8 protein-coding genes are annotated in these 16,256 nt (G+C 74.2%); 6 read left to right on the forward strand and 2 right to left on the reverse strand.

The features are described 5' to 3' along the window. Positions 1-83: 83 nt before the first annotated feature. Together OG896_RS13065 and OG896_RS13070 are read right to left on the reverse strand one after the other, a co-directional pair. Positions 84-2,108: an outer membrane protein assembly factor BamB family protein gene (locus tag OG896_RS13065; protein WP_329365215.1), complete on the reverse strand. Its 2,025-nt coding sequence runs from the start codon at positions 2,106-2,108 to the stop codon at positions 84-86. A gap of 178 nt (positions 2,109-2,286) precedes the next feature. Beyond that, positions 2,287-3,141, reverse strand: coding sequence for a heparin lyase I family protein (locus OG896_RS13070; protein ID WP_329365217.1), 855 nt, complete (start codon positions 3,139-3,141; stop codon positions 2,287-2,289). Positions 3,142-3,676: 535 nt separating this feature from the next. Here OG896_RS13070 and OG896_RS13075 point away from each other — a divergent pair. From OG896_RS13075 to OG896_RS13100, 6 genes are all read left to right on the forward strand, one after another. Beyond that, complete coding sequence (locus tag OG896_RS13075; protein ID WP_329365219.1) at positions 3,677-7,255, forward strand: alpha-N-acetylglucosaminidase TIM-barrel domain-containing protein; 3,579 nt, start codon at positions 3,677-3,679, stop codon at positions 7,253-7,255. A gap of 51 nt (positions 7,256-7,306) precedes the next feature. Then, positions 7,307-8,503 carry an ROK family transcriptional regulator gene (locus tag OG896_RS13080; protein ID WP_329365221.1) on the forward strand — a complete coding sequence of 399 codons (1,197 nt, stop codon included), beginning with the start codon at positions 7,307-7,309 and terminating at the stop codon, positions 8,501-8,503. Between the two features lie 102 nt (positions 8,504-8,605). Then, a complete protein-coding gene (locus OG896_RS13085) occupies positions 8,606-9,784 on the forward strand; it encodes a hypothetical protein (protein ID WP_329365223.1) in 1,179 nt (392 codons plus the stop codon). Next, entirely contained in the window at positions 9,781-10,464 is a 684-nt protein-coding gene (locus OG896_RS13090; RefSeq protein WP_329365225.1) for a hypothetical protein, read from the forward strand. Before OG896_RS13085 ends, OG896_RS13090 begins: the two co-directional genes overlap by 4 nt. 3 nt (positions 10,465-10,467) lie before the next feature. Continuing rightward, entirely contained in the window at positions 10,468-11,121 is a 654-nt protein-coding gene (locus OG896_RS13095; RefSeq protein ID WP_329365227.1) for an RES family NAD+ phosphorylase, read from the forward strand. Between the two features lie 50 nt (positions 11,122-11,171). Continuing rightward, a complete protein-coding gene (locus OG896_RS13100; RefSeq protein WP_329365229.1) occupies positions 11,172-15,641 on the forward strand; it encodes a CHAT domain-containing protein in 4,470 nt (1,489 codons plus the stop codon). Positions 15,642-16,256: the final 615 nt, after the last annotated feature.

Below are 16,256 nucleotides of genomic sequence, written 5' to 3' on the forward strand. Positions count from 1 at the left end.
GGCCGGGGGGCCGGCGGCTTTCGCCGCCGGCCACGGCTCGGCGTACAGCGGGAAGCGGGCGCTCCCCGTCAGCGGGCGACCCGTCAGCCGGCCGGCCGGTCGTCGACCTCGACGAGGTTGCGGCCGCGCAGGGTGTAGAGCAGACCGCCCTGGGCGTTGACGTGCGGGCCGCTGTACCAGGCGCCGTCGATGCCGGCGACCACGGCGCTGACCGCGAACGTCCGCGGGTGGACGCGGAAGAGCGTCGTGTCCGAAACCCCGTAGACCGTACCGCGGTTGACGACCATGGCGGCGAACCCCGTGCAGACGGCGCTCACATCGGCGGTGTGCACCAGCGTGCGGGTCCTGACGTCGATGACGAACAGCCCGCCCTTCCTGCCCAGCCCGTACAGGTACCGGCCCCGCACGGCGAGCGCGGCCACCCCCGCGGGCTGCCGCGGGTCGATCCGCCACCGCTCCCGCCCGGTCACCGGATCGACGGCGACGACGGCGGGCGCCGGTCCCCCGGCGGCCGCGTTGTCGCCGCCCAGGTACGCGACCCCGCCCTCGTTCGCCACCGCCCGGACCATCTGGACGTCGTCGATCGGGTTGACGTAGGAGGCCGACTTCCCGGTCCTCGGCGCGTACGTCCACAGGGCGCCGCCGCCCTCGGTGTCGGACTGCACGGCCACCAGGAGCAGTTGGTTGGCCAGGTCCCAGGACGTGTCCAGCGGGCGGTTCTGCTGGCTGGGGAAGTCCGCGACCTGGTGCGGCTGCGCGTTCCGGGCGGCGGGGTCGTACCGCCAGATGCCCTGCGCGTCGTACTGGCCGGTGTACAGGCTGCCCCGGATCACCTCGGCGTCCTTGGCCTCGCCGGGCACCAGGAGGTTGACGACCTCCCCGGTCCTGCGGTCGTGCCGGGCGACACCGCCGTTGCCGCCGACGTAGACGTACCCGCCGCCGGCCGCGATGCCCATGCCCAGTTGCGGGCCGGCGGGCGCGCCGGCCGCCAGCAGGTCAGTGACCACGGACGTCTTCGCCGCCAGGTCGATCTCGGCGACGAAGCCGTAGCCCGAGACGACCTCCAGGTCCCCGTCGACGCGGTCCAGGCCCCAGATCTCGCCGAGGTCGGGCCCGGAGAACGTGACGGGCGCGATCGTCCGGTCCGCCTTCGTGTACGCCTGCACCCCGGACTCGGTGGCGAAGTAGACCCGGTCGTCGTCCCAGGTGAACGACTTGATGGTGTCGCTCTGCGTGGTCACCAGGGTGTAGGAGGACAGGTCCTTCAGTTCCATCACGGCGATCTTCCCCGGCTCCACGGCGCCCGAGGTGCTGGCCAGCAACTGGTCCCCCATGACGGCGAGTTCCCGCATGCTGGGGTCCTGCTCCATCTCCTTGGGCACGATCGAGGCGAAGGTGCGCGCCGCCCGGTCGTAGGCGAACAGCGACGCGCGGCTCGCGCCGCCCCCGCCGGCGAGGATGCTGCCCGCGCCGAAGAAGACGGCGTCCCGCGAGGCCGCGACCGCCCTGGCCAGCGTCGCGTTCGGGTCCGGGACGCCGAGGTTCGTGACGGCGCCGGTGGCCGGGTCGTACTCCCACAGGGCGGGCGCCTTGCCCGGCAGGCCGCCCACCGCGTAGACGGTGCCGTCGGGGGCGACCGCGAGATCGCGGATGTCCCGGTCCTCGGTCCGGCCGACGGCGACCGCGGGCCGGTCCGGCGCCGTGAGGTCCCAGCGGAAGAGGTTCGGCCCGCCCTGGTCGGCCTTGAGCAGGACGCCGACGTAGAGGTAGCGGCCGGCGGGGTCGGCCGCGAGCGCCTGGATGGAGGGCTCGGGTTCGGCGTCGATGGGGGTGTGCGCCACCACCTTCCGGGTCGACCGGTCGAACCCGACCACGCAGGCGGGGTCCAGGTTGCGTGACCCGACGTAGACGGTGTCACCGACCAGCAGCCCGCTCATCAGCGAGAACTGGACGAGACCCGGGCCCAGGTCGGTCACCGTCGTCCGGGCCCGCCCGGCGGTCGCGGCGTCGGCCCGGCCGGCGAGGACGGACTCCGCGGCCGCCGCCAGCCCCAACGCGCCGCCGGCCTGGAGCAGTCGGCGCCTGCTCAGGGAAGCGTGGTCGGTCATCTGTACTCCTGAAGGTGTCGGATCTGGGGGTTCTGGGAAATCTGCGAACTCTGCGAACTCTGGGAACTCATGTCGCGGGTTCGGATCGCCGCCGCACGGAGCGGGTCGGCGTCCCTGGACGAGCGGGCACGGACGCGCGCTGCGAGCGCCCGGTGCGGGCGCCTGGCACGGACGCGCGTCACGACAGGTCGAAGACCCGGATGTCGTCGTGCTCGACGATCCGCGTGGGGACGTCGCCGTTCGCGATCGACTCCGACGGCCGGTACAGGCCCCACTTGAGGTAGCCGTGGTCGGTCGGTTTCGCGGGCTGATACGTGCGGATGTCCTCCCACGCGGCTTCCGGGACGTAGTCGCACTGGCCCGGGAGCTGCACGGAGACCCTGAAGTAGCCGGTGTCGTCGGTGGTCCAGTCCGCGTCCACGCGGAAGTTCATCCACTGGTCGACGTAGGGGCGGAAGTCGGGCACCACGGTCGACTGCCGGTCCATCTGCGGCGACCTGAACGCGATCGCGTTGCGCTTCGTCATCAGGTAGAACGCCGGGGGCTGGGCGTCTCCGTACTTGCCCTGGAAGACGATGTCGCCCGTCTCGCTGTCGCCCGCCGTGTACGGCTGCCAGTCCTTGAGCAGCACGCTGAACTCGTAGCGCTGCACGTCGCCGACGTTGAACTGCCCGTTCTTCAGCTGGTCGGTGGCGCTCTCGCTGCGCGGGGCGCCGTCGGAGACGTATCCCGGGTCGTCGAGCGTCACCTTGTGCTGGACCGCGTACGAGCTGTCGTCTCCGGGCCGCACGACAGCGGAGGCGTCGGGGGCCGTGGCGTGCGTGGTGGTCAGGCCCGGCACCCCCGAATCCAGGGTGCCGCTCTCGTAGTTCACCTGCAGGATCTCGGTGGCGGTCGGTCCGGCGGCCGACGTGGCCGCGGCGCCGGCGCACGCGGTCGTTCTCTCGTCGGCCTGCGCGGCATGGCACAGCAGGACGGGAGCCAGCAGAGCTCCCGCGCACCACGTGGTCGACATCTTGCGCAGCTTGGTCATCTCACCCCTCGACAGTTCGGCACGGCGGGTGGAGCCGGTCGTGAGGACGCCAACGCCACTCCGCAACGCGGCAACGGTCACCCGAAGCAACCGAACCGTGAATTCTCGGCGCTCAAGCGACATCACTCGAATGCATATCGAGTGCACTTGCGTTGGCTGCATGGTGACACGCCGTTCATCGATATCGAAAGACTGGCGACACACATCCATCACATCCAAGGTCATCACGGGCCCTAAGGCTTCCATATTCGTGACATACACTGCCTTCCATCATCGAATCCAAGACACGCCCCACATCCCGCGGCCTTCGTTCGATGGGAAACGACATGGAACGAAGGGTCGACGGCAGGCATGCGGGCGCGCACCCTCGCCCGTGGACCGGCCGCGGCGACCGAGGGGGCGCGACGGCGCGGCGGGCGAGGATCGGCCGAAACTCGTCCCCGCGGTGCCTGTGCAGTCTCTTGACGCTAAATGGCATGAACCGCTCAACTATTCGCATGGATAGGAAGAGACACTTCGTAATGCGAGCCAGGCCGTGATCGCCGGCATCCGCAGTCCCTACCGCCGGGCGCTCGCCGCCCTGTCCGTGCTGGCCGCGGGCGCGGCGCTCATCGCCGTGCCGGGTACCGCCGTGGCGGCTGCCGCGCCGGCCACCCCCACCTCGGCCGCCGCCCCCCACGCCGCCCCCGCCTCCTCCCCCGCTCCCACCTCCGCTTCGGACGCCTCCGCCGCCGCCTCCGCCATGGCGTCGGCCCATGACGCGCTGGTCCGCCTGCTCGGCACGGCCCACGCCGCCCAGGTCGACCTCCGCCAACTGTCCGGCGGCGCCGACCGCTACCGGGTCGAGGCGCTGGGCGGCCACCTGACAGTCAGCGGCACCACCCCGGCGACCGCGCTGCGCGGCTTCGGCACGTATCTGCACGACGTCGTGCACGCGGACTTCTCGCTCGACGGCGACCAGGCGCACCTCCCGGCGCACCTCCCGCTCCCCAAGGCCCCGCTCACCGGTGACGCCGTCGTGGCCCACCGGTTCGCGCTCAACGACACGAACGAGGGGTACAGCGGCCCGTACATGACGTGGAGCCAGTGGCAGCACCGGATCGACGTGCTCGCGCTGGACGGGATCAACGAAGTCCTGGTCTACGAGGGCCAGGACGCGGTGTACGAGCAGACCTTCGAGAAGTTCGGCTACACCGCGGCCGAGATGCGCTCGTGGATTCCGCAACCCGGCCACCAGTCGTGGTGGATGCTGCAGAACCTGTGCTGCCTCGGCAGTCCGATCCCCCAGGAGCTGATCGACTCCCGCGCCGCGCTCGGCCGGCAGATCACCTCCCGGCTCCGCTCGCTCGGCATGACCCCCGTGCTGCCCGGCTACTACGGCACCGTGCCACCGGAGTTCGCGCAGAAGAACGCGGGCGCGCACACCATCGCGCAGGGCACCTGGAACGGCCTGAAGCGGCCGGACTGGCTCGACCCCACCGGTGCGGACTTCGCCGCCGTGGCCGCGGAGTTCTACCAGGCGCAGACCCGGCTCTTCGGACCGAGCACGATGTACAAGATGGACCTGCTGCACGAGGGCGGCCAGGCCGGCGACGTGGACATCCCGGACGCCTCCCGCGCCGTGCAGGACGCCCTGGAGAAGGCCCACCCCGACGCGATCTGGGCCATCCTGGGCTGGGAGAACAACCCGTTGCAGGCCACCCTCACCGCGGTCGACCAGTCGAAGATGCTCGTCGTGGACGGCAACTCCGACCAGCCGAACATCACCGACCGGGACCACGACTTCGACGGGGTGCCCTACGCCTTCGGCACCATCTGGAACTTCGGCGGCCACACCAACCTCGGTACCAGCCTGACCACATGGACCACCAAGTTCCACCAGTGGCTGGCCCGGCCGGGCACGGCGCTGAACGGGATCGCGATGATGCCCGAGGCCATCGACAACAACCCCGCGGCCGTGGAGTTCTTCTCCGACCTGGCCTGGGAGCCGACCGCGGTCGACGTCCACCCGTGGTTCGCCGACTACGCCACCGCCCGGTACGGCGGGAGCGACCCGCACGCGACCGCCGCCTGGGGCATCCTGGCCGACACCGTCTACTCCTGGCCGGCCACCAATGACACCAAACACGTCACCGGCGTCTACGAGTTGCAGCCGTCACTGACCAGGAGCGGCGGCTCGGTGGACTACGACCCCGCGCAACTGCGCGTGGCCCTGAGCGACTTGCTCGCGGTGCGCCCGTCGCTGCGGACGAGCACCGCGTACCGCTACGACGTCGTCGACCTCGCCCGGCAGGTGCTCGCCAACGACGGGCGGACCCTGCTGCCGAAGATCCGCACCGCCTACTCCGCCCAGGACCGAGCGCTCTTCGAGCAGTTGACCGGCACGTTCACCGGCGAGATGAAGCTCCTCGACCAACTGCTCGGCACCGACGGCGACTTCCTGTTCGGCTCCTGGCAGGCGGACGCCGCGGCGCAGGCCGGTTCGCCGGCCGAGGCGGCGGCGCTGCAGTACGACGCGCGCTCCCTGCTCACCCAGTGGTCGAAGACCGGCGTGATCCAGGACTACGCCGCCCGCGAGTGGAACGGCCTGGTCGGCGACTACTACCTGCCGCGGTGGCAGAAGTACTTCGACGGCCTCGACCAGTCGCTGCGCACCGGCGAACCGGCGCCGGCCATCGACTGGATCGCCGTCGCCGAGCAGTGGGACGAGAAGACCACGCAGTACCGCAGCACCCCGGCCGGCGACGCGCACGCGCTCGCCGAACGGGTCGCCGACCTCCCCTCGGGCACCCTGGCGCTCGACTCGGCGCAGTCGGGCGCGGCCCCGCGCGGCACCGTCCGGGTGACGGCGACGTTCGCGAACGGCAACCCGGTGCGCGCCGCCGGGCAGCCCGACTTCGTCCTGCGGGCGCCGGCCGGGTACCGCGTGCGGCCGGTCAGCGGGCCGGCCTCGACCACCGTGCCCGTGAACGGTACGGCGAGCCGGAGTTGGGACGTGACGATCCCCGCGAGCGCCACCCCCACGACGGTGGCGCGACTGTCCGCCCGGGTCACCTGGGCCTCGGGCAGCGCGCACGGCGCGGCCACGGCCGGCAGCGGCGTGCTCGTCGCCGGACCCGTGTCCGACCCGTACCGCACCACCGCCACCACACCGTTGACGGTGGCCCAGAGCGGGTCCACGCTCGCCCTCGCCGGGGGCGGCGCCGACCAGTACAAGGGCTCCGACGAGTACGGCACCGTCTACCGCCCCGGGCTCCTCGCCGACCGCACGTCGGTGACGACGCAGGTGCGGGCGCAGGGCGACAGCGCGCCCTACGCCCGGGCCGGCCTGGTGGTCTCCTCCGACCTGTCCGCGCCGGGCTCCGGCGGGTACGCGACGCTGGCGGTCACTCCGGAGCACGGCTGCATGCTGAGTTGGGACTCCGACGGGGACGGCCGGCTCGACCACTACCTGGAGGACGACGGGCTCACCGCACCCGCGTACGTCCGGATCAGCCGGGCCGGCGACACGGTCACCGGCGCGTGCAGCACCGACGGCACGAACTGGGCGGTGGTCGGATCGGCGACCGTGCCCGGCATGAGTCCGGCCGAGGACGCGGGCGTGGACTTCTCGGCCGTCAACCAGAACACCCACCAGAGCGGATACGCCGTCTTCCAGGGCCTGACCGTCTCCGCCTCCACGCCGCGCGACACCTCAGGGGACCCGGTGGTGAGCGTCGGCCGGCCCGCGACCGCGCTCTCCTCCGAGGCGGGCAGCCCGCCGTCGGCGGCCGACGACGGCGACCGGACCAACCAGCGGTACTGGGGCGGGGTGATCGGCGACGCCGGCACCTGGTGGCAGGTCGACCTCGGCTCGGACCAGCGGCTCTCGTCGGTGAACGTGCGCACCTACGTGGACGGAAAGCGGTACTACACCTACCTGTTGGAGGGAAGCACGGACGGCACGCACTGGTTCTCGCTCGGCGGTAAACTCTCGACCGCGGTGGCCGCCGACGCCGGGGACAGCTACGCGATGGACGCCCGGGCCCGCTACGTACGGGTGGTCGGCCTGTCCAACTCGGCCAACGGCACGTTTCACTTGAGCGAGGTGACCGTGCGGGCCGCCGCCAACTGACGCTACTGACGCCGTGCCGCCCGCGGGCGCCGGAATCCGGGAGGCCGGCACGTGACGCACGGCGCCACCGGCACCGCCGTACTGCGCGAGCTCAACCGCATCGCGGTGCTCGACGCGGTACGGCGGGCCGTGCCGGTGCCGTTGCGCATCGCCGAGATCGCCGACCGCACCGGGCTGGCCCGGCCCACCGTGCGGCAGGCCGTCGACCTGCTGATCGAGCGGGCGTGGCTGGTCGCCGTACCGGGCACCGAGGACCGCTCGGTCGGCCGGCCGGCCACGCGCTTCGCGCTCGACGGCCGGTCGCGTCCCGTGCTCGGGATCGACGTGGGGCCGCACCGGGTCACCGCGGTGGTGGCCGAGGTCAGCGGGCGCCGTCTGGCGACGGTCCGCAAGGTCGTCGGCCGGTCGCGCGCGGCCGACGTCCTGTCCGCGATGGACGCCGCCGTACGGTCCGCGCTCGCCGAGGCGGGGGTCGACGCCGGGTCGGTGGCCGCGGCCGCGGCGGGTTCGCCGGGACTGATCGACGCCGCGACCGGCACGGTGGAGCTCGCGCCGAGCGTCGCGGGCTGGCCGTCGCTGGCGATCGTGGAGCGGGTCCGGGCCGTCGTGCCCTGCGCCGTCCACCTGGAGAACGACGCCAACCTCGCCGCGCTCGCGCTGGCCCGCGCGCAGGACGACCCGGACGGGACGCTGCTGGCCGTCCAGTGGGGTGAGCGCCTCGGCGCCGGGATCGTGATCGACGGCCGGCTGCACCGGGGTTCGCGGAGCGCGGCGGGCGAGATCGGGTTCATCGGGGAGAGCGCCCGCCTGGTCACGGCGGGCGGGCGCGGCGAGTTGGAGAGCCGGCTGTCGTCCGAGGCGATCGGCCGGCGCGGTGTCGAGGCGGCCGCCGCGCACCCCCGGTCCGTCCTCGCCACGCAGATCGCGGCCGGCACCGACCCGGCCGCCGCCGTCTTCACCGCGGCCACCCGCCGCGACCGGGCCGCGCTCGCCGTCGTCGACGACATCGCGGGCACCTTCGCCAGGGCGATCGCCCCCGTGGTCCTCGCCTTGGCGCCCGGCGCGGTGGTGATCGGCGGCGGGGTGGCCCGGGCAGGCCCGGTGCTGGCCGACGCCATCGCGGAGCATCTCGCCGAACGCGTCCTGGTCTGCCCCCGGGTCTCCCTGTCGGCGCTCGCCGAGGACGCGGTCGTCTCCGGCGCCATCCAGCTGTGCACCGACAAGGTCTGGGCCGCCGCGCTGACCTGACGCCTCGTCCTGTCCCGAGCCGGCGGGGAGCCGGCGGGGAGCCGGCGGTGGGCGGCGCCTCAGGGTTGTGAGCCGCGCGGCGCCGGTGCGATGCTGGCCGTCATGTCCCCGCTTCCTCGCGTGCCCGACCACGGTGAGGTCCTCGCGGAGGTGCGGAAGGTACGGCGGGCCGGCGTCGTCAGGCTGCGCACGCTGGACGTGCCCGCCCTCACCGGGATCGCCCGGGACGTTCCGGTTCCGCGGGAGGGCGGCGAGGGGCCGGGCGGGGCGGTGGAACGGGTGCTGCGCCTGGCCGTCTCCCGGCTGGACGGCGGCACGCTCCAGGCCGCCGCCGAGTACAGCCTCGGCCTCTTCCCTGGCACCCGGGACTGGCCGGCGAGCGACCGGCGCAGGAGCGCCGCCCAGGTGTACGGGGTGAGCGTCGAACGCTTCCGCAAGCACCACGAGTTGATCGTTCTCGGGCAGGTCGCGGAACTCGTCGTCCGGCTCGCGGAGCGGGCGCCGCGGGACGCCGGGGCCACGAACGGGACCGGTTCCGGCTCCAGCACCGGCACCGGCACCGGCACCGTCGAGCATCCGCTCGGGCCCGAAGCGTACGACCGCGTCCCCGCCGCGCACCGGGCCCTGCGCGTGCGGGTGCACCACCGCACCGTGGCCGTGACGGTGCACGTCCACGCCGTCGACCTCCTGCGCGACATCGACGTGGTCGTCTCACCGTCGAACACCTACTTCGTGCTGCCCCCGCCCTACAAGTCGTCCGTCTCCGCGACGCTGCGCCGCGCGGGAGCGCGCCGGGACCCCATCGGCGGGCTCGTGGACGACCGCATCGAGGACGAGTTGCGGCGGTGGACCGCCCGGCACGCACCGGCCGGCCGGGAAGCCCGGCCGGGCACCGTCGCCGTCACCTCCGGGGGCGAGCTCGGCCGTCAGGGCATCCGCCGTATCTACCACGTGGCCCTGGCCGTACCCCGCCCCGAGACCAACGACTACCAGGTGCAGCCCGCCGACATCACCAGAGGAGTCGCCCGGGTCTTCGCGGTGCTGGCCGAGGAGGCGCCGCGGTACGAGCCGCCGCTGCGCTCGATCTGCCTGCCGCTGCTCGGTGCCGGGCGCGGCGGCCTGACCCCGTCGGAGAGCTTCGGCGCGCTGTGGGCCGCGGTCGAGGCCGAACTCGCCCGGGGCGCCGACTGGGACGTCCATCTCGTCGTACGCCGCCACGACCGCGCCGACCTCCTGGTCAGGCTGCTGGCCGGCACGGAGGTCACGGGGGTGGACGGATGAGCCAGGACCCGGCCGGGCCGGGCGGCCCGTATGTCGTCCTCGCCGCCGCGGCGGCACGCTGGGACCTCGTCGAGGGGCGCCTCGGACCGGACCTGCGCGCCCGGCTGGCCGCGTTGCTCGGCGTGGTGCGCGACGCGGACCGCCCTCCCGGCCTGCGCCGCGCCGCGGCGGGCGATGCCGCGGATCTGCTGCGCGAGCGGCTGCCCGACGTGTTCGGGCAGGAGGCGCAGGCCCGGCTGGTCCCTGGCGGCGCGGTGGACGGGCCGCTGCTCGTGGAGGGTTTCGCGGCCGAGGACCTCGCGGTGCTGCTGGTCGACGGGCACCGCATGGTCGGGCCCGTCCTCGGCCCGGTGCGCGCGCGGCTGCTCGCCGAACCCGCGCTGGACGCCGGGACGGTGCTGGAGCACGGCAGCGACCCCTTCGCCCCGGATCTGATCCGGTTGCCCGGGGTGGGCGGGCAACTGCGGCTGCCGTGCTTCCAGTTCACCGAGGGCGTCCGTCCCCGGCCGGTCGTGCGGGAGGTCAACGCGCTGCTGGCCGCCGACCGCGACCCGTGGGGCGCCGCCGACTGGTGGCTGTCGGCCAACGCGTGGCTCGGCACCAGCCCCGTACGGCTGCTCGGCACCGGGGGCGACCGGCGGCTCGTCGACGTCGCGGGGTTCCTGCTGGAGAGTGAGTAGCCCGTGCCCAACTACCGCCCGCCCGAAGCGATGACGGGTACCCCCGGCAAGGTGACGCTGCCCCGCGGGACGCTGCTGCACCGTATCCACGGCTCCCACCGCGCGGCCGAGGGCTTCAACCCGAAGCCCGCGCACTGCCTCTACGGAGGAGGCCGGTTCGACGCCACCTCCTGCGATCCGTACGGATACCTGTACGCCGGGCTGAGCGCGACGGCGGCCGTCTGCGAGACCCTGCTGCGCTCGCTGCCCTTCGACCCCGCGGGCGGGCCCCGGCTGCTGCCGCGCCGCGCGGTGCAGGGGCGCCGGCTGAGCGCGCTGCGGCTCACCGCCGACCTGCGCGTCCTGCCGCTGGTCAGCGCGCAGGACCTGGCCGCCGTCCACCAGGACACCTGGCTCGTGCACACCGAGGCGCAGGAGTACCCGTACACCCGCGACTGGGCGCACTGGCTCCGCCGCCAGACCGAGCCGTGGGCGCAGGGGCTGGTGTGGGCTTCCAAGCGGGAACCGGCGGACCGCTCGGTGATGCTGTTCGGCGACCGCGTCCCGGCCGACGCGCTGCGGATCGACGAAGGCGGCACCGTCGACTTCGACACCGCGCAGGGGCGGGAGTGGCTCAACGCCGTGCTCCGGCCCTATTACGTCCAACTCGCGCCCTGAAAGCAGCACTTGGCCCCCTCTCTCCGCGGAATCCTGGGACCCTCGTCACCGTGACCGCGCAGAACCCGACACCCGCTCCCGACGAGAACGCGAACACCGACAGGTACGAGGACGAGGACGCGTACGAGTCCGGCGACGACGCGTACGAGGACGAGGACGCGTACGAGGACGGCGACGAGCTGCGTGCCGGGCGCGAGGAGATCCTCGCCACCCTCGCCGCGACCGCCTCCGACGCTCCCGCGGCGCCCGTCCTGTGCGCCCGCGCCGGCACGCTCAGCTACCGCCTGTGGCTGCTGGAGGGCCGGCCGGAGGACCTGGAACTGGCCGCCGAGGCATTCGGGTTGGCCTTCCGGGCGCCCGGCGACGACGGCGAGTGGGCCGTGTGGCGGATCGAGTTCGGGCATGTCCGCCGCTGCCAGTACGAAGCCGAACCGAGCGCCGAACTCCTCGACGAGACGGAGGAGTTGCTGCGCGACGGGATCTCCGGCCTTGCCGATCGCGACGAACGCGGCGAACTCGACGAACGCGACGGCCTCGCCCGCTTCCTGGGGCTCCACCTGCTCGCGGTCTGCGCCAAGGAGCGCTTCCAGGACTTCGACGGCCCGGCGGGGCGGCGCGCCGAACTGCTCGACGAGGCCCTGCGGCGGTACGAGGAAGCCGACGGCGCGCTGCCCGGCGACGCGCTCCCCGGCGACGAGGAAGCCTCGCCCCCGGATGAGGACGCCCTGGAGCTGACGGTGTCCCGGGCCTACCTGCACCTGGAGCGCTGCGAGGTGTGCTCCGACCCGGCCGACGCGGCGGCCGCGGCCCGCCTCTACGGCACGGTGCTGGACGCCGCCCCGCCCGGCATCGACCTGCCGTTCCTGCGCTACAGCCGCGCCCTGGCCCTCCTGGGCCACGGCCGGATGACCCGCGACCGGGCCGAACTGGAGCTTTCCCGAGGGGAGTTCGACTCGGCCGTGCTCGAAGCGACCCGGACCGCGGGCGAAGCCCCGCCCTGGGCCTGGGAAGCCGAGATCCGGTGCGCCTTCATCCGGTTCCTGATCTGGGCCACCTGGAAGGACCAGGCGCACGCCGCCGCGGCCGAGGTGGAACTGGCCGGGCTGCTGGCCGATCCGGCCGACGTCGACCGGCTGCTGCCGCTGTACCTCGACAGCTTCGGACGGCTGCTGTACGAACGCGGCGGCGTGCGGGGCGACAAGGCCCTACAGGACCGGGCGATCGCCCTCATCCGGCGGGCCGTCGACGCGTGGGTGCCGGAACGCGACGGCCCGGTCACCGTCACCGCTCTGCTCCTCGCGGTCTTCCAGCAGAACCGCTACCTGGAGGACCCCGATCCGCGGCGGCTGCGGGACGCGGCCGAAGGCGCGGACCTGGTCCTCACCGGCGGGCAACTCGACGACGACCTGCGCAAGATGACGCAGCTGACCGGCTTCTGGGCCCGCTCCATGCTGAAGAACGCGCACGGCGTCACCCTCGAAGCACCGGACGACGTGCCGGAGGCCTTCCGCCTCGACGGCGCGCTCGCGGCGTACCGGAGCCTGCTGGGCGACATCGAACAGGGGCGCACCTTCCTGGACTTCGGCAACGGGGACCAGGGCTTCCCCGGCATGTTCGGCAGCGTCGACAGCGACGGCCGGCGGGCCAGGGCCTTCGACGTGGAGTACGCGCGGTTCCGCGCCCTGGAGTCGCACGAGGAACGCGCCCACCTCGCCGCCTCCTTGCTGCCGCGCCTGATGCTCGTCGACCCGCACGGCACCCACGTCACCGCCGCGCAGAAGGCCGAGTTGATCGACTGCGTCCTCAGCTTCGGCCAGGACGATCCGCAGTGGCAGCGCCGGGCCCACGCCGTCGCCGCGCAGGCCCTCCTTGTCGGCAGCGACTCCCGCTCGGCCGGCGGCATGGACGAGGTACTGGACCACCTCGCGCGCGCGGAGCCCGCCACGGGCGCGCCGGGCGGCACCGACGGCAGAGGTCTCGGCATCGACCTCATCCGGCTCACCGCCACGGCCACCCGGGGGCAGACCGCGGCAACCGGCGACGACGGCGTGGCGGCCCGGGGCCAGTGGCAGCGACTGCGGGACGACCCCCGGGTGACCCCCTACCTGCGCCGGATGCTGGACACGCAGCAGGCCGCGGTCGACGCCCAGGCCGCCGCCCAGCGCGGCGACCTCGCCGCCGCGGACGGCCACCTCGCCGCGATGCTCGCGGCACACGCGGCGCTCGACCCCGAGGACCCGTCCCGCATCGAGGTCTGGACGCTCCTGGAGAACGCCCGCTCCGTCCGCGACCACGCCGCCCGCACCCTGGGCGCCCCGACCGCACCGCCGCTCGTCGGCCGCCCGTCCATCGCTCAACTCTGCTCCGCGGCGAAGCAGTTGCCGCGCGACCACCGGACGTGGGTGCTCGGCGACAACGCGATCGCCCGCTTCACCCGGGCCGCCGACCGGCAGGACGCGGACGCGCTGGCCGAGGCGATGGAACTGCTCAAGGAAGCCCACGACCTGGCCGACGAGGGCAGTGACAGCCGGCTGCGGTACGCCCACTGCCTCGGTTCCGGGCACTGCGCGCTCGCCGAGGTCCAGCGCCTGCCCACCGCCCGGGCCCGCCATCTCTCCCAGGGAATCGCCCTGTTGGAGTCGGCGTTCGCGCTGGCCGGCGGCCCCGACCACCGCCTGTACGCGCTCGCCGGTCTCGCCCTCGGCCGCGCCTACCGGACCCGCGGCGAGCTGCGCGGCGACGACCGCGGAGCGGGCCGCCGGGTCGGGCTCGACGCGCTGCGCGGCCACGCGTGGGCCGCGCTGCTCCAGTCGGGCACCGAACACGCCGCCCAGGCCGTGGTGCAGGCCACCGACACCGCGTTCGAGGTCGCGGGCTGGTGCCTGCGCGACAACGTTCCCGAGCAGGCCGTCCGGGCCCTCGACGCCTGCCGCGGCCTCGTCCTGCACGCCGCCACCACCTCCCGTACGGTGCCCGAACGACTCGTCGCCGCGGGCCGCGACGACCTCGCCGCCGAGTGGAGCGCCGCGGGCCTCGGCCCCGCCGACCCGGACGACCCCCTCACCGCTGTCCAGGCGCCCCTCGCCGTGCCCAGCAGCCTGCGTCGCCGCGTCCTCGCCGCCCTCACCGGGACGGACCCGGTCCAGGACGGCCTGCTCGACCCGCCCGACCCGGACGAGATCGCCGCCGCGCTGCGCACCCTGCGCAAGGACGCGCTGGTCTACCTGGTCCCGGCGACGGACGACACCCCCGGCAGCGCCGTGGTCGTCACCTCGACCGGCGCCGTGCACGCCGTTCCGCTGCCGACCCTGGCCGCGGACGCGGCGGCGCTGCGGGACTACGTCCGGGCCCCGGTGGCGGGCTCCGGCGACGCGCCCGGACCGGGCAACGGCGGTCTCGGGCCGGGGTCCTGGTCCGGCTCCGGCTCCGGCTCCGGCCGCGACCTCGGGCCGGTGCCCGGCCACGCGTCCGCCTCCTCGGCCACCGCGTCACTGCGCGGCCGCCTCGACCGGGTGTGCGGGTGGGCCTGGTACGCGGGGATGCGGCCGCTGCTCGACGTGTTCGCCACCCGGACCGGTCGCGTCCCGCGCCTCGTCCTCGTGCCGATGGGGACCCTGGGGCTCGTGCCCTGGCACGCCGCATGGCGGCAGGGGCCGGACGGGCGGCGCCGGTACGCGCTGCACGACGCGGAGATCTCGTACGCCGCCTCCGCCCGGCTCCTGTGCGATGTGGCCGCCCGTCCGCCGGCCGCCCACACCGGTGCCGCGCTCGTCGTGGGCGACCCCACCGGGGATCTGCGGTACGCGGGCGAGGAGGCCGACGCTGTGCAGCGGGCCTTCTACCCGCGCGGCCGGTTCCTCGGGCACCGCGAGGGCGGAGCGTCGGACGGACCCGGCACGCCGGCGGAGGTGCTCGCCTGGCTGACGGGCGAGGCGGCGGGGGTTGCGGGGGCCGCCGCCGACGCGGGGGCCGCCGCCGCGGGGAGCGCAGGGGTCGCGGGGAGCGCAGGAGTCGCGGGCGGCGCCGGGGTCGAGGAGGGCGCCGTACTGCACCTGGCCTGCCATGCCGCCATCTCGGCGGACACCCGCCACACCGCCCATCTCACCCTCCACGGAGGCGAGTTGGCGGCCGAGGACCTCACCGAGGCCACGGGCGCGACGGGCGGCAGCGGGCTCGGCCTCGTCCTGCTCGCCGCGTGCCGCAGCCATGTCTCCGGGCGCGGCCACAACGAGGCGTACAGCTTGGCGACCGCCTTCCTGGTGGCCGGCGCCCGGTCGGTCATCGGTTCGCTGTGGCCGGTGCCGGACGAGGCGACGTCCGTTCTGATGTTCCTGGTCCACCACTACCTGCGCGCCGAGGGGGAGCCGCCCGCGACCGCACTGCGCCGGGGTCAGCTGTGGATGCTCGATCCGGCCCGGGAGCTGCCCGCTTCCCTGCCCGCGTCCCTCGCCGAACGCACCCGGCACATCGACCCGGACGACCTGAGCGCCTGGGCGGGGTTCACGCACCTGGGCCAGTAGGGCCCCAGGGCACCACGGTCCGCAGGGCGATGGTGCGCGTGGCCCAGCGGACGGGCACGGCGCCGGTGACGCGTCCGGCCTCGCGCCGGCCACCGGAACGGTCCGGGCCTTCGAACCGGAGGACTCCCGCGGTCCCCGGGTCCTCGGCCCCGCACCGTCTGCGCGGCTGACCGCGCGGGCCGGGTCCCATGCCCGCATCCGGAACGGCACCGTGTTCAACTCGCCTTCGGCGACGATGAGTTTGAGCCAGTCCCGGACCTCGGCTCCCGGGACGAGCGGCCGGGTGGGCGGCAGCGACAGCTGCACCGGGTCGCCGTCCAGCGCGTGGCCGGTGCGGCCCGGGCCGATGAAGTGCCCCGGAAACAGGGCGGAGTCGGCGGCGTAGCTGTCGGTCAGGTCGAGCAGGACGCACCACAGCGGGCGCTGCGAGCGGTTGTGCAGCCGGATCGAGACCCAGGGCTCGCGCGGCCGTTCGGCGGACCCGGCGCCGTACGCGCGGACGATCTCGCCCCGGCCGTCCGGGACGAGCGCCGGCCCGTCGGGCGCGTCCCAGGGAACGATCTCCACGCGCACCTGGTTGTCCAGCACCGAGGGCCGCGACGTGAAGTCCCGCAG

The sequence above is a fragment of the Streptomyces sp. NBC_00669 genome, from assembly GCF_036226785.1.
In the GTDB taxonomy this organism is placed as follows: domain Bacteria; phylum Actinomycetota; class Actinomycetes; order Streptomycetales; family Streptomycetaceae; genus Actinacidiphila.